Below are 18829 nucleotides of genomic sequence, written 5' to 3' on the forward strand. Positions count from 1 at the left end.
TCTATTCTTGCCCTGTTAAAAGGCTCTCTAATACTTCCATCAAAATCATCTCTTTTTTGATTAAGTCATATTCCATCCGCTCAGGACGGTAAAGACATGCCAACATTCTATTGAGGTCACTAGGCTCATTTGTCCGGAAAAACTCTTTCATTTCCTCCAAGGCAGCCCTGAACTCTCCAAAACTAAGATCTGCCAATAAATCTTGCGGTCCATGAAGCTTGATCTTCCCGGTTTGTAATACAGGAAAATGATTATAGATTGTTTCATAACAGATTTCAGTTTGGCCATCCTCATTTTTTTTAAACATAAACCCGCACAGCTGCTCTGCTAGCAAAACCACTTTACTGTTTTTCTCATCATACATTTCCTTACTCATCACCCTTTCCACAGCCACAGCTCTCACATTTCTTTTGATTCCTGCTAAATGATAAAAACACCTTACCTTAGCTTCATCCAGACTTATAACACCTGAAGTACACATTATAGCCTGCTTCAGGCAATATTGACGTTGCTTCGAATCCATTTCGTCCCAGTGAGAAGGGATTTCAAGGCGAATATTTCTTTCTGGTAATTCGATGATATTCATGTCCGGAAGAATTTATCTGTCTCATTGTTATTCGGCAACAATTTAAATTCTCCGGACGAAGGATCTGCTTGCTGTAGCCAAAGCTTTACATCATCAAAAACATCTGACGCATCATCTTCCAACCGCTTCACCTGGTATTTGATCACATCCAGAAGAGCCGCCTGACTAGCACCTCTCCCCTCTGTTTCACTCATAAATTGCTGCACCACTCCTTCAGGAAGCACTTGCAAGGAAAGACGCTTTACAGCTTTTACCATCACCAAAAGAGGAATTGCTTTTTGCACCAATTTCAATAACTCTTCCAATTCACCATTATTTACAGATGGTATACCTCCCAGTCCTGATCCACTCCCTTCATTTAACTCAATATGGTAAGCCAAAAGATCAGTGTACTTATTGCCAAGGGCTTTTTAATTTCACGCTCCTGAACTTCTTTATTCCAAGCTAGTGTGGTATAAAAAAACCTTGGACTTTGATCAATGGGGTAAGCATCCTGAAAGATTTCCTCATTCCATACAAACAGTTCCCTAGCTATCTTCCTATTTTGACTTTCAAGCCATTCTGGAATCCTTTTTCTTCTAACCAGGAAATCAACATATCGGTAGTCTTATTCCCCTTGCTTACTTGGGCACGGTCATCTCTATCTAACATCCACTCCCATGGCACCTTTTCATTTTCCGGATCTAGTTTTAGTTTTCTGCCTGCATCCTCATGAGAAACAATATTTGACTGGTAGTAATTGTAGGTAGCTCTGTAGGCAATGGGGATCTGCAACATTAATACCAGTTCATCATTTATTTTCTGGGCTGCATTATGATTTGTTGTCTGGTAATCATTACTCATATAATGATCATGCGCCCTGTCGTATACATCTTGACCAATAAGCTTGATCATTGCATGCTCGGCCAGCATCACATCTGTAGCGATCCGATCAAATTTATTATTTGCGTAGTAGGATCCTGTCCGATCCCTAAGCTCCACTGCTCCATTATTGGCTTTATTAAATAACATGAATCAAGGGGTTTCTTTATTGATTAATCTGTCTTCCGGGCTCACTTCCTGCTCTTTCATCACAGCATCATGGTAAAACCCCATCTTTAATTTTTTCCCAGGAAAGTTAGCTGCAATGGCTTGATTAATGGGCTCAAATACCACTTCTTCAGGTATTGAGGTATCGCTAGCCATGTACAGATTTAGCGCATATAGCATCTGAGAACCGGAGCTTAGCTGGCCATTTACGATGATGTTGGAGAGTGAAGGATGCAAACCCATACCTGAGGTTGTAGCTGAATCTGCTTTTTCCCCAATTTTAACCTGGCTCTCTACAAAGTCCTTGATTTTTTGGTCTATGGCTTCTACTTTCCACTCATTCTTGTTCCCTTCTTCATCATAAAAATCTACCGTTTCTATAAACTTGCCTGCATTCCTTTTTCCGGTAAGCACTTGAGCCATTTTACTGAAAGTCTTATCTTTCAATTCTTCCAGAAGCTTGTCTATCTGTGCATCAGTTCTACCGGGATGCATTTTCTCCAGCTTCTCCAGCTTGTCTTCCCAATAGCCTGCAGGACTATGAATATGATAAGCCGACGTAATCCCGTTTTCACTGAGGTACTTGAGTACTTCAGGAATGTCAGATGAGCGCATAATCCAGTTAAGAGATCCATAGTAACTAGGCACACTATAAAAATTCCTGCCAAAGCTGTATTTGTTATGATACCCTATGGAAATCCCATGCCTGAAAGGTTTCCAGGGGTCGTGAACAGGATAGCTCGTAATACCGGTATGCAGGCAGTGATTCTGAAAGTCTCCGGTAAGGATTTGTTTTACCGATTCCAGTCGCTTAGGTCCTACTTCAGGCCATTCCAAACGGGCATCAGTTCCTGGTATTACTTCCAGGTATTTAATTTTCCCTACACCTCCTATGCGTGGGCCTTTATTTCTTACGCGTTTTACGTATATGCCTTTCATATACTTAAATTCCACCATGGCCATATCTACATAGCGTTTGTAATTCCAACTGTCGAGCCAAGCCTGAATTTCTTTATCTTCCACATATTCCCGGCTCACTTTTCCTTCTTTATAGGTGACTTTGTACAGCTGGGGACCATTACCATATAGCAAACCCATTTCTCTTTCGAGTATGCCTGGTGCCAGATTATTCTTATCCATAATATCCCGGATGATCACCGGAAGATCATTATTTACGCCGTGAGGAACTATCTTTCTGCCATTGATGATAGCGGGATCAGCTTCCCAGTCTATGTTTTTTGACAAACCTACAAACTCATCAAAACCAGAAAATGGATTTTGCCCCATCACAAAGGCTCCTGCTTCCGTATTTAGCAGCCTGGTCTTACCTACTTTTTGCACTTTATCAGCTTTCTGTGTCATATTAATGTGGTCTTTTGACCGTTAAAAATCATAAGGGTAGGAATGTAGAACCTCCTTGGCTCCAGAATATCTAGGTCTGTATAAGGTTGAAGAAAATCTGCGTTTTGGATTTCTGATTGTGCGGATTTAGCGGTTAGTCTCCCATTGCGTACTTCCACTATGCCCTCCGTAGTCTGTTTATCCTCTGAATAGGACATAAATGAAAAGGAAAAAGTCTTGCCTTCTCTTGAAAGCTCTCTCATCCTATTGATGGCCTCATATACCGTTAACTTACTCATTAAGCTAATTTCGTGAGGGAAGTGGGGTTTAGAAAGGACATTTTTTTATTATATTTAAAAATGAAGCATTTAGAATGGGATACAATATTACTGGCTATCGGACTTTTAACCTCGCTTTTTTTAATTGGAAGCAATACCAACGTAATAAAAGGAGAGATGCTATTGAAGATGAAGAAAGAAATAGGTCAAAGAAAAAAAACTAAAATTCTACTTGGTTCAACAAGGGGTTGATCCATCAATAAATCAAAGCCATATAGAATTGTATTTTTCAGTTGAAATTTTCAATATCTCTGAAAAACCAATTCATATAAAATATGGTAAAATCGTATTTTTTGATAAGGGAATACCTTCAGAACATAAAATATTATTGTTAAAAGAAGATGCTACCTTTTTAGAAGAAACTATTTATCCAGGTAGTCCAGCAAAAAATATTTTGAACTTTGAATTAGAAAATAAATCAATAATTGAAACTGCATCAAAAAATCCTTTTAGAATAATAATAAAGGATGAAGTCGGTAGCTCCTTATCAAGTGAAGACATCCAAATTTCATTTTTAGATTAACTTCTCAAACTACCAAAACCCACATCAGCCTCCCTTCTCTAACATGCCTGCTCCCGTAGGTTACATCATAATATATTTATAATGCAATCAGTAATTGGTACGTTCAAAAAATAAATATGGATAGGGAGCTGTTCGCTCTTTTTGTCTTTGCCTTTGTTATTACAGTCTTGGCTAACTACTCTCCATAGCTCCCTAAACCTTCTGATAATATCATTTTCCTTAATTTACCCATATCTGAAAATTGGCAAAAAAACAACCATTATTGTCCAAAGACAAAAGAGCCCCCATATAATATGGGGGCGAATGTCGACCAGATGGAGATAAATCCATACGATTACCAACAATTTTATACTTCCAAAACTAAATAAAACCTGCAAAAATTGACTACAAATTGAGGACCTGACCTGGTCGATTTATCCCCAAACTGGAAGCTACATAATAAACAAAATAATCTAAAATTCTATTACTACTTTTTTTCAACATTTTAAACGCCTTCATCATAATAAATTTAATTTTAGTTGTTAAAAATTTTATTAAAATTTTGGAAAAAAATCTACATAAACATAGAATTATCATTGTTGGTATCACATCAAGATCATAATTCAATATTTAATGGCATATGAAATACAAATTGATGTGAAAAAAGTTCAATCTAGGGGGCAAAAAAATTTAAACCTAACCCCTCACACTCGCATTACCCACTTCAGGTTTCCTAGCTCCTCTTACATGCCTTCTCCAGGTTTTACGCATCATCAGATATTTAAAGCTATCTGAAGGATTGGTACTCTCGAGAGGAAGGCGATGGATAGGGAGCTGTTCGCTCTTTTTGTCTTTGCCTACGATATTACGGCCTCGGTCCGTTCGCTTTTTGGTTTTGGCCAGCTGTAGGGAAGATCTTAATGGTTTACAGTGAAAATAGTCTATCATCACTTTTGGCAACTTACGGTTATGCCCTTGGAAAAGCTCCATCATAAAGTTGTACTCTTCCGGCTGGCCGATATTTCCTTGCCCTTCACTCATCAAGATTACTTTCCAGCCGGTAGGCTTCCCCTCACTGTCTTTTTCCAGGGCATTCTTCAACTGAGTAGCCAGATCCTGCCCCGCCTTTTTATAGTTATTGGCGGCTCTATCATAATACAAATGAATAGTCTTTTCACGGTGCGGTTTATAGAAGACCAGAAACTTGTCTGCCAGTTCCCGAATCCACTCAGGTGAAAGCGTATAAATGAATTTCTGAACCCGATAAAACTTCCCTAATTCCTGAGCAAGGGTCATAGAATTCATATTACCAAAATCCAATCCCATGTCTATGGCTTTCCGGCGATCATGATACTTTAGGATTCTACAATCTTCTTCATCCTGAAGCCCAAAGCGTAATTCCCAGTCAGGACTGGTACCGTCCATATAGAAATGCCGCTCTCCTAAATTGGCATAGAACAATTCACCTGTCTCAGGGCTTGGTTTCAAACTCAACACTGTTGTCTTGGCGTCTATAAAATCATCATTAAAGGCATCCTCAAACCACTCAGGCGTCAGAATATCTACATTGACATAGGAGCTTGCAATATAGAACATGTGTTGAGCTTCTTTTACCAGGCGGGTGGCCACCCATCTTTCTGTCCACCGCTGCCAGACCCTTTTCTTTTTGATGATTTCTTCAGTATCCCCGGACTCACAAGCAGCAAAATATTCTCCAAGGGATTCATTGACTACGATCGCTGTTTTAAGCACTCTGAGCAAGGCAGAAGCATTCATTCGAGTCCCTCTTTCCAGAATCCAGTCATACTCTCCTACGTGATCTACATTTGGCATATCTGTGGTGAAGGTATGACCCCGATAGAATACAGAGTTACCATATTTTACACGCATCCCACGAATTGCTTTCTGCAGGTTCAAAATCCTTTCCTTTCGGAAGTACTTTACCTCATCCCCAAAGACATGCACATAGTTACCACCGGCCAATGACGCAGGACGATCTAGGGAACCAAAGGTGATATTAAAACCGGTAAAAAAGGTAAAGGTATGATTGTAGCTGGCCAGTTCATTGTAAGGTTTCCAGAAATGCTCTTTGATGTTTTCTGGCAAATCTGTCAATTCTTCGGGATTCACTTCTGGAGGTCGTTTTCCTATTACATAGTGTACATCCTCGATTAATCCTTTTGCCTTTAGGCCTTCTTTTACAGTTCTGAGTACGTTCTTTTGCAGGTTGGCATAGGTATCAGCCACCCAGGCAACCGGAGCCCCAGGCATATCATAGACCATTTCAATTAAACGCTCGACTTGAATATCAGTAGTCTTGGAAGATCCTCGACCGGCCACCATAGCCAAGCTCTTAGGCAGTATCATCATGCACAACTGACTGAGCCAGTTAGCAAATACCCGGTCAACTCCTTTACTCTCCGCCTTGGGCTTCCTTCTCCAGCTCATTAAGTCTTTCTTCTATTTTGATTTGCTCCATATTGGCTTCCATTCTTAATCGGGACTTTTCTCGTTCAGGGATTTCTAGGGCTTCAATCTGGCTGGCCAACTCCTGTCGGTTGATCTCGGGAAGCCCTACCACCGCTGAGTCAAGGGAATAATACCTGAGAGGCTTGAGATACACGCCTTTATCCAGCTTTTTAGGATCCTCCTTATCTAATCCTCGCATCTTGTACGCTTTCTCCGTCAAGTTTCCATAAACTTCCCAGTCTTTGGCAGATTCAGCGTTATCTCTAACAATCAGTGCCGCCTCATCCATTTGGTCTGCATACATATTCCGCAGTGCTTTCTTCTCTACATTCCTGTTGGTATAAAAAAGCGTAACGGCCTCATCGTACATTTCAGAAGCCCTTCTATGTTGTAAATTCCAAGGAGCCCTGGTAAAAAACTTTATCGTATTCCTACGACCATATTTCCGGCTCAGGGAGTTTATTAATGTCAGAGCCTCAAGGTAAATTTGCTCTTCATTTTTCAGATCATTTACACTGCCTCCCTGAATATAATTTTCCAGTTTACGGAGTCTGTTTTTATCTATGGATCCGCCAAAAATATCCATTTTGGAAATATTCCATCCCCTAGACCTTCGAATCTTGCCAAGCTGCTGAGAGGCTGTTACATTTCCTTTCTCCGCATCGCCTAAAAGAGCCATCTGCTCTTTAGCCACTGACATCAGCTGGCCTCGTTGGATATGGTAATAGACTTTACTGTTTACATCTTGTGCCGTTTCAATAAAAAGTATTTGTCTACGTCAAAGTAAAGCGACATTTGTTCCAGGCTATACCCTAAGGAAGCCAGGTTTTCCAGTTCGGCAATACGCTCATCATCCAATGGAAACGAAAAACTCATATTCAAAAATAAATGTCCTCCCTTGGTAAAGGAAGGACATCCGATTAATCTGCCTTTTGATTTTTTAATTCCCTACACTTTCTAAAAAATCTTTGATGACCAAGATATGCTGCAACTCATCTTTGCTCACATATCTATTCAAAATCGGAATAGAGCGAATCAAAACACAAATCTTCCCCAGGGTCAAGACATAGGGGAGAAAATCTCGCTCAAACATGTGTAATAATTCAACCTGTTCTCCTAATCGAACCAAACGCTTACGCCTTTTTTCTGCCATATCAAATTGCTGTTATAAGCCCGCAATATCTAGGAGACGGAAATTATGAGGATATTTTGGGCAATTTTTTTAGTCCTTTTTAACCGCCTACTCTCTTCTATAAAATATAAACCAAAATTAACCAACCATTAATCTTTAAACAACATTTTAGTGTATATATTTTGCATTTTTTTTATATAAAATAAATTTAACATGATCTTTTATTAAATTAATTGAATTATTTAATTATTAAATTTTTAGATGATTAACTAATACAATTCACAATTCAATACTCATTATACAGCTCATTCTAAACATATAAACCCCCTTATCATTAATAAAAACGTATTGTTCGTGCATAGCATTTTCTGAAAAATTCCCACTTCCCTCAATCACAAAATAATTCCCCCGACTGGCAATGAGTGTTATTTTACTGTGGTTCCAGCAATAATTTACTTCAAAGTCCCTTTCTCTTTTTTGCAATTCTATCAAGTCATACACCTTTGGCATCCTATGTTTGATAGAGTCAGATATGGACATACTAATCTTCCTTATACTCCCTTTATCATACCACCTTAATAAACTAGAAAGAATCCGTTCATTTATCGAGTAAGTACTAAATGTCAAATGATCTATTTTGCCACAGTGCTTGATGACATAAGTGATAAATGTGAAAGCATTGAAGCTTTTAAGTGTGTATAAAAAATAGGCTTCCCCACTTCTTGGCAAATTACCAATTAGCTGCTTGAGAGAGGCTATTTTGGATAGGTGTTTGCTTTCAAATTTTGAAGCATGCAACATGGCCTTTTCTTCCTTGCCTTCTTTTGTCCTGGACGGAACCAGTTCATTGACATTAAATAATTTCATTAAAATTGTTTGATCAATCTCCTTACTTCTTCCAATTGACGTTTTTTTATCCGTATTCTCCTTTCTCTCTCCGCCCGGAGATGGGGTTTTCTGTTTTTTTTCAATTCATTTTCTATACGCCACAGGTTATGCTCCAAGCGTTCTTCCATTTTAATAAGGTCTACCGGTCCCAATTCCCGAAGTTTTTCCAAAGCTTTCATTTCCTTAAAAACCGGATGTTTACCCAAGACGATACCATGCTCCTTGTAGTGGACAAATTCCGCTATAATCGCTTTGTTTTCCTTGTAGTTATCCATTAGCATTTTCACCGTGGCCAGTTGCTCCTCACGACTAACGCAGTCGAAAAGCTGCTCATGAGCTCGAACATAGCTCCAATAAGCAGTGATCTTGTCAGCAGCTAGGACTTTAAGTTCAGGAGGACAGGCTGGATCAGAAAGAAAGGGCCAGTTTTCTCGGAAGGTTCCTTTCTCCTGCCGAATGCGTCCGACTTCGCTTAGGCTGATTCCAGAACGAAAGGCCAACTCACGAATTAAGATGGGGTAGGCCACTTGATGGTTGTGTCTGATAAGACTTGTGAATGGATGTCTTTCTCCAGCATCCTCAGCAAAAGCCGAAGCCCCTCACTCAGAGGAGCTCCGGCCTTAAGCCATTGGTATACTTTAGCCTTTTCCATTACTTTTCAAACCTACATTTGTCTGAAAACAAAACTTTCAATTGAGGCTCCACTGCTTTCCAACCAGCATCATTGTTATTTAACCACTTCCTTGTAGCTATTACTCGCTTAAGTATTTTAGGATCTGGATTGCCCCGGTAAACACTTGCACATATAGACCCACTGCCATCATTTTTGGTAATGATTGGTCTGTAATCAGAAAAATCGAATTGGCATAAAGTGAATAAATCAGATGCCCCTCTTTATCGCAACCATAGTGTGCGATCACCTTTGCCAAACTACTTTTCTCCATCACCACCGGCATATGGGTAGCATAGTCAAAGGGATCATGAATTCTTTCTTTCTTAAGTGCTTTGACGGTGTTTTGGCAGTTTTCTGCATAAACCCCATTGGCAGCACCACGTTTTAGAAGTTTGCCGTGAGCTTTAAGTGTGATAATATCTGCAAGCTCAACCGGACATAAGGTATAGATGTCATCATTGCTCCAGATAAATACATCACTTACTTGATCAGAAGCGATTGCTGCTATCATTTTATGAGCCACATCTATTTGAGGATTTTTACTTTGTGGACTGTGCGGAATGTGAACCAATCCCTTACCTGCCCAAGGTGGCTTGTCTCCGATGATCACCACATTCCCCTCAGGAAAATACTTTGCCCAGGCGCGAACAGCATATAGAAGTTCTTCACCTTTTGCCTTCCCTGCCAGATAGGGAATCACTATACTTGTTGCATTACTCTTTTTTACTGCAGCAGCATTCTGCGCATTGTCCACAGTCTTTTTTTTGGTGTAGATTTCTTTGTACTGGCTTTGGACTTGGGAGGATTTTCATTTTTCTCCTGCTCACTAATTACAATTTCATCTACAGATGCTCCCTTTTTCTTTACATCTGTATCTTTTTTTTGATTTTTGGTATTCATGATATGTATTGGATTAAAGTAAAAAGCCCTCCGTCCGGATGTCCGGGCCGGAGGGCTACGCCTGATTGATTTAAATTAGATTCCTGATCCAACGGATCCACTGCCATCTGAGGGAGGATCATATACAGGAGGATCATCATGCCTGTAATGGATCATCTTATTGAAGGATTGCTGTCCGGAGGCGAAAGTTAGTGTACTGTTTATCCCTTCGGTGTTGTCCTGACCTGTTACGGACATGAAGAGGGGATTACAAGGAGTCCCTTGAAGCCTTACACCTTTAGCATCTCCACATTCTTTGCTAAGGATCAAGAAACCTTCATTTAGATGCTCCTGAAGCCATGCTGCAAAGTGTTCATCATCACCAGGCCGCTTACCTTCAAAATTGCTAATCCAACCTGCCATTTCCTCACTGGCTTCCCCTTCAGATGAATCAAACCGATTGATGGATTTTGGATTGAGGTATACAGCCATCCCTTTCTTACCATCCTTCATTACTATCGATGAGGTGGAGACCACGCCATTTTTGGTTGGCATGGATTCCACATCCTCAGAAAGCATAAACACCACATTAGGCTCCTTTGGCTTGGGGAACCGCCCCCCCCCCACTCTATTTTTTGGTACTGATACTTTTACATAAGTCATAATTCCTCCTTTCTTTTAAATGCCTGCTCCTGCAGATCCACTACCAAAGTTGTTTATTGTCTTATTAGGATCAGTCCCCTTGAATTGCTGAAAATCATCATGATCTCCATATACAGAGGTTACCAAAGCATGCGGGTCGTATCCAGGCTTATGGTATGCAAATACCATTGGCCCATATTGATACCCTGCACCCATCCAGTACTCTCCAAATATTCTGGCTTCATAATCCTTTTTCTGGACATCATTCACCACGGCAGGCACCCCGTTGATGTGTCTCAACTTCACCAAATTAACAGGAGGCGTTGCAATTAGATCCGGAGAACCATACATGCCATCCACAGGTACCAAGTACTTATTAGAGAAATCAATAGCATTTGATCCAAAGTTGTGGTTTTCAGTACCAGACTTTTCACCCCAAATGTTTTTGTAAGCCCTTCGATACCTTCTCCATACGTCCTTAGAGCACAATACAGGGAAAACCATTGACTGAAAGATAGGTGCCATCCAAGCATCATACTCAGCAACAAATTCCAGTACTTCCTCATCGGTAGCTGTAAACCAATCGAAGTTACCTCCGTCAAAGTAGTTCATTTTGTTAGGGTTACCTGCTTCAAAATTGTCAGCCACAATGGTCTCGGCTCCATCCATGGATTTTTCAGGAGCTTGTCCTGGGTCCCCTTCGGAAACCCCACTCCAAGGCAATTCCTCAAATCTCCCTTTCCAAATCATCCTTAATTCAATGTCTTGCATCAATTGAGGATAAATCAAGTTTTGCCAGATGTAGTAAAAAATTGGCATTTGGTCTACTGCCAGATTTTCTCTGTACAACTTAAAAATGTAGGAAGTCAAAACATTTGAAGGAATAATCGGCACATTGAGCTTATGCCTTCGGTTTTGGATCTTCATTGGCTCAAATTTGGATTCGCCGCTAGGTGTCCATTTGTTCACAAACTGCTGCGAAACAGAAGTGATCAATGGCATAACAGATCTAAATTCAGTAACAGCCGGCTCTTCAGTGAATAGTTTTGAGGAAGTAAACCCATTGAAGATACTATCAAGCATCGCAAAATTATTCGACCCTTGACTCAGGTAAGCACCAAACTCAGACATCAAATCATCCACATTTATTGTGGCCCCTGCAGCCATGTATCCGCTCTTCAAGAAACCTGAAAGTGCCTGATAGTGGGGTTTGCTCATATCCACTTTCATAATGGACTTTACCCCTTGTTTTCTAGGCATATTTGTTACCAATTCCGGTGTTTCTGGTTCCGGATCATTACTTAGCTGTAGGATACTGGCTTGTAGCCTTTCTTTGTCTTTATTTGCCTGGTCCAGCTGTGTTTGTAGTGCAGTAAGTTGCTCACTGTTCTGGGTGGCATTGTGATCCGTTATCGCATCTAGGAGCGGTTGCGGATCCACGCTTTCCTGAGCCATGGCCTCCCTGAATTTGTCAACAAATGGCTGACCAAGCACATCGGCAATCACATTGCTTTCCTCTTCAGAAAGTGTAAGGTTACCGGACTCATCTTTTGAGAATTCCTTGACTCCCAATAAGCCGAGCACAATGGCTTTCATTTTTTTAAACATGCTTTAAAAATTTATAGGTATTGCTTTACGTGAGACTTTGCCAGGGCTATATCAATAGCCGTTGATTTACTGCCTACCCTGTCGATAAGCCCTATACTCAGAGCCTCCTGTGCGAAGTAGGTCTTGCCGTTAAGCACTCCCTTTGCAGAGAGGTCTAGCTTACCGGACCTGTTTTCTTTGATGGCATTTTGGAAGCTCCTAGCAAGTGGATCCAGTTCGGTTTCCTTGATGAGTTCGTATTTTCCCTCAAGTGCCAGGTGAAAGGCTTCATTCTTGTTTTCGCTCTCTGAGCTGTAAATGTGATGTACCTTGATGCCTTCCTTTTCGTAGTATCCCTGCAAATCTTGAAAGGTACACATCACGCCAATGGATCCTACTTCCGAGCTGATATTGTTATCAGCGACGATGTAGTCGCAAACAGATGCAGCCCAATAGCCAGCCGAACAAGCCATGTCTACAGAAGCGACTATAGGTTTTCCGTTGGCTCTAGCGAGATTAACAGCGTCCACGATGGGTGCTATGGCATCCACACCACCACCTCCAGTATCTATGTCTAGGACGATGGCGCCAATATTCTTATGAACCGCAGCTGCTTTAATGTATTCGGCTATTTCCACCATGCCATATTCGCACATGGTGCCGTATTTCATCATGTTCCCCTTTATGGGAACCATGGCCACGGAGCCTTCAGGAGCACCATCATAGATATTTCCGGAGTCCTTATCCTCTTCCTCCTCATCATCCAAATCCATCATCAGGTGAGAACTTTCCACACCTGAAATGCTCATGGTGGTGAGGTTGATAGACCTTTTTTGCGAATCTCCATCCACCTTATTGAGTACCTCAGTAGCCTGCATTCCCAAGCCCAGAGCGATCTCCGGACGCATAAAATACTTGCCCCGTAGGATCTGATTCATTAGAAGGAATTGCCAGTTAGCTGCTAGTTTAGTCATTACATGCTTGTTTGACACAAGTTTACCAACATACAATTTCAGGGCAAAGGACAGCCCTAGCCCATCAAATTAGACCTATGTAACCTGTCTGACTCAGAAAGAACTCCGGAGTGGTAGCCAAAGGCAAGCACTTTATCTGAACCCTCGGATAGAATTTCATAATCTTCAGTTGGAGAAAAGACTCTTCCCCTATGTAAACTCCATCTTGGTAAATTTTCATTACTCCCGAGGCCGGAATGACATATTTCAAAATACATGACCCATTCCTAATTTCGAATATAGAATAAGGGCCGGATGTGTCGATAAGCCCTGACAAAGTGTACTGATCAGCAGGACGAGAAATTGTTAAATTCTTTGTTTCAATATCTGAGGTATGCTTTCCCTTCTCAATTTGCCCATTTACCACTGCAATCTTGAGACCTTGGTTTTCTGTTAATCTATCATCAATCAGTAGCCTTAATGGATATGTGCTAGGTAAGGACACAGGTGGCCCTAAAAATGAAAACCTTTTCCAATTAGTTGTTATTTCGATCAATCCATTTTCCGAAGAATCTTGACCACCTCCTCCAACTCTTAGGCCTAATGTTGCTTCGTAACTACCTTTAACCCATATTGAATTAGTATAAACCATACCATCCTCTTTCTCAGCTAATGAATCTCTATAGATGTATGAATTGTAGATATCCCATGTATCTATAATATCTCCCTTCAGCCCTACTGTCTCACCTGAAATTAAACCTGTCCCTGTATTCCAAAGATCAAACTCATTTGATCTTGTGATTAGATTACTTGAACTCCTTTCCACATAAACTCCTTCGAAAATCCCTGTGTCCGGATTAAAAGTAAACCTTGGCTGATTGTCGGGTAGTTGGGTCTGTAATAATCTATCCCAGTCAAAGCGGCTTCCACCACCGCCACCGGTCACGGTTAGGTCAGGACCGATAAGACTATAAAGCTGATTTCCTTTATTTGCAAAGGGTACATTTATCATATCCCAGCCAAAAGCCAATATTTTATCCACTATTGGCTTTACGTCTGTAAGCCTAGCACCCATTTTGGCACCTGTAATCTTGACCCGTTTATAAGTATTGAACATTACCTCTCCAAACCTATCACTTAATTTTACGAACCTAACTCCTCTGTAAAACACCTTACCAGGTACCGGCTCAGGATCTGGGATAGGGTCGGGATCAGGGTCTGGGTCCGGATCTGTTTCCATGTATTCATAAGCACCAATAGAAGGAGCGCCTGGTACATCATTCCCATCAAGGTCAAAGTCCAAATCAATATCCGTCCCTGCTCCAATCAAAACAGATCCTTCAGCTGGCCGGTAGTCCTTAGCTTGCATATTTTTAAAAAACGCCTCTTGCAGTGGAGAAATACTACTGATCACGAAGCCACCACCAACTCCTACCAGATTACCATAAACCGAGTTAATGATGGTTACAGGCGAACGCCTGTCTATAACTCCTGGAATGGTACAATTACGGATCTGGGTTCCGGAAGCATCCCCAAAAACAACTATACCAGGAGTATTCCCAAGGTTACACATTTCTATCAGAGTATTCTCTGCTTCTTCATGAATATGCAGACCAAAACTCACTTTCTCAGAATTGATCACATCTATATGACTAAAGAAATTATCTCTTGGCACCTTATCCCCTCCATTACTTACAAACTGACCAATATTTCGGGTACAACCGTCAATTAGGATATGCTTAAAGCCTGAATTCTTTAACCGGTAACTATCATCAAGACCGTTATGGGCCTCGTGACGAAAAGGATTCATGGCATCACGGTAACCTTTTAGATAAGCCCACTGGATGACATGTTGGGTGGCCCTGATCTGCATGCCCAAGCCACGTTGATTATCCCTTACTTGCTGATCAATAAATTTCAAATCAACGTAAGGAGCGTTGGCAGGACTTAATGGGGTTTCTGTATCTGACAATGAAGTATAACAGCGAAAATTCCTTCCAATGATACCGCCCGATTCAAATTTAATCCCCCGGTATTTACTGTCATACGTTTCTATATCTTGAAAAAGAGCCTCAATATTCCCGGCCCCTACAGAACCCGGATTGTTTTTCACCCAGAAAAATCCATCTTCCCAGGTCGTTACCATGGAGCATTTAAGCCTGTGAAACCTCAAACCTTTCCCATACATTCCCACCTGATAAGGATACCAATTTCCATTTCCGTCAAAGGTGGTTTCAATATCCATTATCCGGACATTATAGGCAACCATCTCAGGGTTACTAGTAGCTGTATAACTAGTTCCGTTTAACCTGGAATCCGAAACATCACAAAACCGCTCGCTTGTAGCGTTATTACTTCCATCTATTTTGGGTCTGTCACCTTTACCATAGGCACCAAGCGTAATATAGTCAGGCCTTCCCCCTCCAATTAATGGGTTTCTTATCTTCGTCCAGTCTTCAAAGGTTTGTCCGCGCTTCCATAAATAATATTTACCGGCAGTTCCCCATTCTATTAAGTCCCCTCCGTAAAAATGTGCCGACCATCCGGAGTAAGGATCTGTCCTGGTTCCCAAACCGGAGGTACCGGCCACCCCGGTATCGAAGAAAACACAATCTGTTGCTGCTATTCTATCAATCTTGCAAATTGTATCCTGATAATAGGATTCAAAGAGCCTTACCCTAACGGTGAGTAACCTTGATGATGTAAAAAGCGAAGCATTATCAATATAAAGTTCCCCACTGTTATGCCCGATCGAGAATGCACCGTCTCCATTACCTCCTACAATAGTAAAGGTATAGGAACCATCCATTACAGAGGTTCCAAATCTCCTGTTGTAAAATTTCTGGTGCGACCACAGAAAATTCACTTTCCCTACATTGTCATCGTCTTCGCAATTGTCCGGAAGTATATAATATTGATTGTACTCAGAAGCGCCAGATGCAATTTCAGCTACTGTTCGAATATCCTCCGTATGAGTGATGGGATGTTTAAATTTCATAATTACAGGGTGCTAAATACACGGTCTTCATTGTCCCCTGTGTCACAACCGAACATGGCCACGGGAAATCCATTGATCATGGTCCAACCCATAGCTGATATTTTATTGGTAGTCCCTGAAGGTATCACTTCATAGGATTCCAAATCAGAACTACGGATAATAAAACCATTGGCACCATACAGGTACAGGTAATCGCCTATGACGGCCATTCCGGAGGTTTCTTGATTACTCTCCTCAGGAGGCAATTTCTCTTCCCATGTCAAACCTTTATCTGCACTTACCGTCACATATCCACCGGAAGATGTACCACCTCTCCGTAGAATAATTTTCCCCTTAAAAAATGCTACCCCTGAAAAATACCTATTGGTAGGAGGTGAAGTAGCAGTATAGGTTTCTCCTAAATCATTTGAAAGTTGTACTCTATTTGTTCCATCACTGGAAACCAACACCACCAAGCCCTCATTATAGGCTACTCCCCGGAAAGCATTCGCTCCATCTACTGTGGCAGCTAACCAGGTCACCCCATCATCGATGGAGTAAACCGCCTCACCTGTTCGGGCACAAGCTACCCATCTTCCATTGGCGATAAAGGATACATCAATAAATTCATAAGTACCGGGAGCAGTAATGGTGGTAAAGGAACGTCCTCCATCTTCACTGCGCCGTATATTATCGGGACCACCGGATCTACCTACCAGAATGATGGTTCCCCAGTCTGAGAAATCAAAGCCATAATACTCGAGGTGACCAGTATTCCCTCCTTCCAGGAATACCTTCCCCTCAGGAGAAATATAAAACCTACCACTACCACCTGAGCTGCTTACCGCATAGAAATACCCATTCCTACCAATAATTTTCCTAAAGCTCACCTCCATTGTGTCCGCAGTTTCAGAAAAAGTAAATGCCTTTGCTTTCCTTCCTTGAATTGCAGAGGCCTCGTATTTCCATAAGTCTATCCCGGCCATAAACCCCATACCTTCCTTGCTTGGTACACCCTCTCTAATGATTTCCCAGGCACCAGTTTCCTTATTATGAATAAAATGAAGGTCATTCATTGGCGTCCCTTGTAATACTGATGAAGGGAGCTTTTCCTCTTCATTATCTATGGCCTTAAGCTTGCTCACTATCATGGCACCTGTATCAGGAGAACCCGCAGGACCTTGTTCCCCTTGTGGGCCTTGTGGTCCTACCGGAAGGGGTTGATCCTTATTGTATTTGCTCAAAATTAATTCTCTAAACATCTGGGCCACCATATTAGGATCTATAGTGTTTTCTTCGGTTTTATTACCGATGGAATTAGCCTTAGCAATTAGTTGATTGTCGGATAGCACTGTCATGACTTTTTAAGTAAATTCTTGTGTAAATTCAGGTGTGAAAATCCCCGTTCCGCTAACATTGACAAGCTTGAACGGATATGCCCAAAATTTATGGCTGAACTGAAGGTTTTTCTGTGTAAGGCTGTGATCCTCTGTAATAAATACAGGATGATCAATACTGCCTATGATAAGCGTAGGTTTGCCATCACTGAAATCCATTCGAATGATCACCGGAGCTGTTATCATTCGACGCTCTTTCAACCAGGTCCGAAAAGTACTGGTATAGCTTCGACCTGCCTTGCTATGCTCTTCACTGATGGTAAGATTAGGAGGCTTACTGATGGCCAGTTCTTGCCATGCAGCAGACACCATTACACCACCTGCAGGACTGGAGCTATACTGCGCTACTTCATTGATGGAAGCATAGCGCACCCTACATATATGGTTGATTGGTCCTAACATGAAATTATTTTTTTGGCGATTCCCCGATTTTTACGAAATATTTTTTGATTAATTAATAAGAATATCTTCCATTCCTCTTTCAATCTTCTCATTCCTGTAGTATGCTTTTCGCACGAGTATATTACATCGCTGCTTTAGCAACTTCATCTCATCCCTATATTCTTTCTTTTTAGGGTCTCATGGTCATGAAGTAAATTGGCAAGCTTCCTGGTTACAATGAAGGACTCAATGACATCCTTTTGAAGCATCCCCAATTTTTTCCCTTCAGGTAATAGCGATCAAAATCTATGTGAAAAAACACATCTAAAAGGTCATTGATCCTTACAATATCTTCTCTGGAATAATATAAATAGTAATTGGGTGCGTTTTTAAGGCCATCTGATCGAGGGAGAGCCAATTGAACCGCATCAGGAAGGTTATTAGGTTTCTCGCTGGTATACCGCACGAAACTACAAAGCACCTTACCAAAATCACTGGTACGACCCACAGTATATATTCCCGAATCATCTTTTGGAAAAAGAAAATCAAGATATGCCAGCAATAAAGGCTTGGAGATGGTGAGCTGAATGTCCATTGTTTTTTTTAACAATTTAATCAATTCTCCCATTTATCGCAATACTATCTCTTTTTGAGAAAATAATATTAAAAAGTTCTAAACAGACTAATATAAATTAAGCTAGAAAAATATGTAACCCTGTATCCATGTAGCCTTTTGATTCTATTATCTTATTTTTCAGGAACTTACCAAGTTACATTTTGAATCATAAAAAGATGTGGCGGTTACAGATTATTGTAACCTAAAATTTGGTATTTTTTGGTTACAAACATTTTTGTAACCTATCGCTTTTTGTTACTAAAAATAATCATTGTTTGTAACCAAATATTTTGTTGATTTTCAGGGGTATTTATATAGTTTTCATTCTTTAGTTACAGAGTTACAAAAATTTAATGTAAATTAAGATTTTAATAGGGGAAGGAAAGGCAGAAAGGGCGATCATACTTGGTCCTTGCCCTATAAATGGCGTCCCTCCCGG

The 18829-nt window shown here is 40.9% G+C and carries 22 protein-coding genes; 1 reads left to right on the forward strand and 21 read right to left on the reverse strand.

The genetic code is table 11. The annotated features are described in order from the left end of the window. Position 1: 1 nt before the first annotated feature. The 5 genes from WG932_RS13840 to WG932_RS13860 all read right to left on the reverse strand — a co-directional run bounded on the left by WG932_RS13840 (position 2) and on the right by WG932_RS13860 (position 3255). Positions 2–586, reverse strand: a complete 585-nt coding sequence (locus WG932_RS13840; protein WP_483088325.1) for a hypothetical protein — start codon at positions 584–586, stop codon at positions 2–4. After that, the gene (locus WG932_RS13845) at positions 583–966 is read right to left on the reverse strand and encodes a hypothetical protein (protein WP_483088327.1); all 384 of its coding nucleotides are present in this window, start codon (positions 964–966) and stop codon (positions 583–585) included. The genes WG932_RS13840 and WG932_RS13845 overlap by 4 nt, the downstream gene beginning before the upstream one ends. A 151-nt stretch (positions 967–1117) precedes the next feature. Continuing rightward, on the reverse strand, positions 1118–1597 hold the full coding sequence (locus WG932_RS13850) for a hypothetical protein (RefSeq protein WP_483088328.1): 480 nt from the start codon (positions 1595–1597) through the stop codon (positions 1118–1120). A gap of 3 nt (positions 1598–1600) precedes the next feature. Continuing rightward, positions 1601–2977, reverse strand: coding sequence for a hypothetical protein (locus WG932_RS13855; RefSeq protein WP_483088329.1), 1377 nt, complete (start codon positions 2975–2977; stop codon positions 1601–1603). Continuing rightward, entirely contained in the window at positions 2974–3255 is a 282-nt protein-coding gene (locus WG932_RS13860; protein ID WP_483088330.1) for a hypothetical protein, read from the reverse strand. The genes WG932_RS13855 and WG932_RS13860 overlap by 4 nt, the downstream gene beginning before the upstream one ends. Positions 3256–3466: 211 nt before the next feature. Here WG932_RS13860 and WG932_RS13865 point away from each other — a divergent pair, with 211 nt between their 5' ends. After that, positions 3467–3817 carry a hypothetical protein gene (locus WG932_RS13865; RefSeq protein ID WP_483088331.1) on the forward strand — a complete coding sequence of 117 codons (351 nt, stop codon included), beginning with the start codon at positions 3467–3469 and terminating at the stop codon, positions 3815–3817. Positions 3818–4492: 675 nt separating this feature from the next. On the opposite strand, the gene WG932_RS13870 is transcribed toward WG932_RS13865, so the two are convergent. The 16 genes from WG932_RS13870 to WG932_RS13945 form a co-directional block, all read right to left on the reverse strand. After that, positions 4493–6244, reverse strand: a complete 1752-nt coding sequence (locus WG932_RS13870; RefSeq protein ID WP_483088332.1) for a hypothetical protein — start codon at positions 6242–6244, stop codon at positions 4493–4495. Then, positions 6210–6965, reverse strand: coding sequence for a hypothetical protein (locus tag WG932_RS13875; RefSeq protein WP_483088333.1), 756 nt, complete (start codon positions 6963–6965; stop codon positions 6210–6212). The genes WG932_RS13870 and WG932_RS13875 overlap by 35 nt, the downstream gene beginning before the upstream one ends. Positions 6966–7003: 38 nt before the next feature. Further along, on the reverse strand, positions 7004–7141 hold the full coding sequence (locus WG932_RS13880) for a hypothetical protein (RefSeq protein ID WP_483088334.1): 138 nt from the start codon (positions 7139–7141) through the stop codon (positions 7004–7006). Between the two features lie 64 nt (positions 7142–7205). Next, positions 7206–7418, reverse strand: coding sequence for a hypothetical protein (locus tag WG932_RS13885; protein WP_483088335.1), 213 nt, complete (start codon positions 7416–7418; stop codon positions 7206–7208). A gap of 258 nt (positions 7419–7676) precedes the next feature. Then, positions 7677–8264 (reverse strand): hypothetical protein, encoded by a 588-nt coding sequence (locus WG932_RS13890; protein WP_483088336.1) that lies wholly within the window; start codon positions 8262–8264, stop codon positions 7677–7679. Then, positions 8264–8812, reverse strand: a complete 549-nt coding sequence (locus tag WG932_RS13895) for a hypothetical protein (protein ID WP_483088337.1) — start codon at positions 8810–8812, stop codon at positions 8264–8266. Before WG932_RS13895 ends, WG932_RS13890 begins: the two co-directional genes overlap by 1 nt. Then, positions 8794–8937: a hypothetical protein gene (locus WG932_RS13900; protein ID WP_483088338.1), complete on the reverse strand. Its 144-nt coding sequence runs from the start codon at positions 8935–8937 to the stop codon at positions 8794–8796. The genes WG932_RS13895 and WG932_RS13900 overlap by 19 nt, the downstream gene beginning before the upstream one ends. A gap of 100 nt (positions 8938–9037) precedes the next feature. Then, a complete protein-coding gene (locus WG932_RS13905; RefSeq protein ID WP_483088339.1) occupies positions 9038–9712 on the reverse strand; it encodes a hypothetical protein in 675 nt (224 codons plus the stop codon). Next, complete coding sequence (locus WG932_RS13910) at positions 9682–9858, reverse strand: hypothetical protein (protein WP_483088340.1); 177 nt, start codon at positions 9856–9858, stop codon at positions 9682–9684. Before WG932_RS13910 ends, WG932_RS13905 begins: the two co-directional genes overlap by 31 nt. A 75-nt stretch (positions 9859–9933) precedes the next feature. Beyond that, the gene (locus tag WG932_RS13915; RefSeq protein WP_483088341.1) at positions 9934–10464 is read right to left on the reverse strand and encodes a hypothetical protein; all 531 of its coding nucleotides are present in this window, start codon (positions 10462–10464) and stop codon (positions 9934–9936) included. Positions 10465–10515: 51 nt separating this feature from the next. After that, positions 10516–12075 carry a hypothetical protein gene (locus WG932_RS13920; RefSeq protein ID WP_483088342.1) on the reverse strand — a complete coding sequence of 520 codons (1560 nt, stop codon included), beginning with the start codon at positions 12073–12075 and terminating at the stop codon, positions 10516–10518. A 23-nt stretch (positions 12076–12098) separates the two neighbouring features. After that, positions 12099–13040, reverse strand: a complete 942-nt coding sequence (locus tag WG932_RS13925) for a S49 family peptidase (RefSeq protein WP_483088343.1) — start codon at positions 13038–13040, stop codon at positions 12099–12101. A gap of 64 nt (positions 13041–13104) precedes the next feature. Further along, positions 13105–16017 carry a phage head spike fiber domain-containing protein gene (locus tag WG932_RS13930; RefSeq protein WP_483088344.1) on the reverse strand — a complete coding sequence of 971 codons (2913 nt, stop codon included), beginning with the start codon at positions 16015–16017 and terminating at the stop codon, positions 13105–13107. Positions 16018–16019: 2 nt separating this feature from the next. Next, positions 16020–17354 carry a WD40/YVTN/BNR-like repeat-containing protein gene (locus WG932_RS13935; RefSeq protein WP_483088345.1) on the reverse strand — a complete coding sequence of 445 codons (1335 nt, stop codon included), beginning with the start codon at positions 17352–17354 and terminating at the stop codon, positions 16020–16022. Positions 17355–17360: 6 nt separating this feature from the next. Further along, entirely contained in the window at positions 17361–17795 is a 435-nt protein-coding gene (locus WG932_RS13940; protein ID WP_483088346.1) for a hypothetical protein, read from the reverse strand. A 211-nt stretch (positions 17796–18006) separates the two neighbouring features. After that, positions 18007–18369 (reverse strand): hypothetical protein, encoded by a 363-nt coding sequence (locus tag WG932_RS13945; RefSeq protein WP_483088347.1) that lies wholly within the window; start codon positions 18367–18369, stop codon positions 18007–18009. Positions 18370–18829 lie beyond the last annotated feature (460 nt).

Source organism: Cyclobacterium sp. SOCE241, from assembly GCF_056867545.1.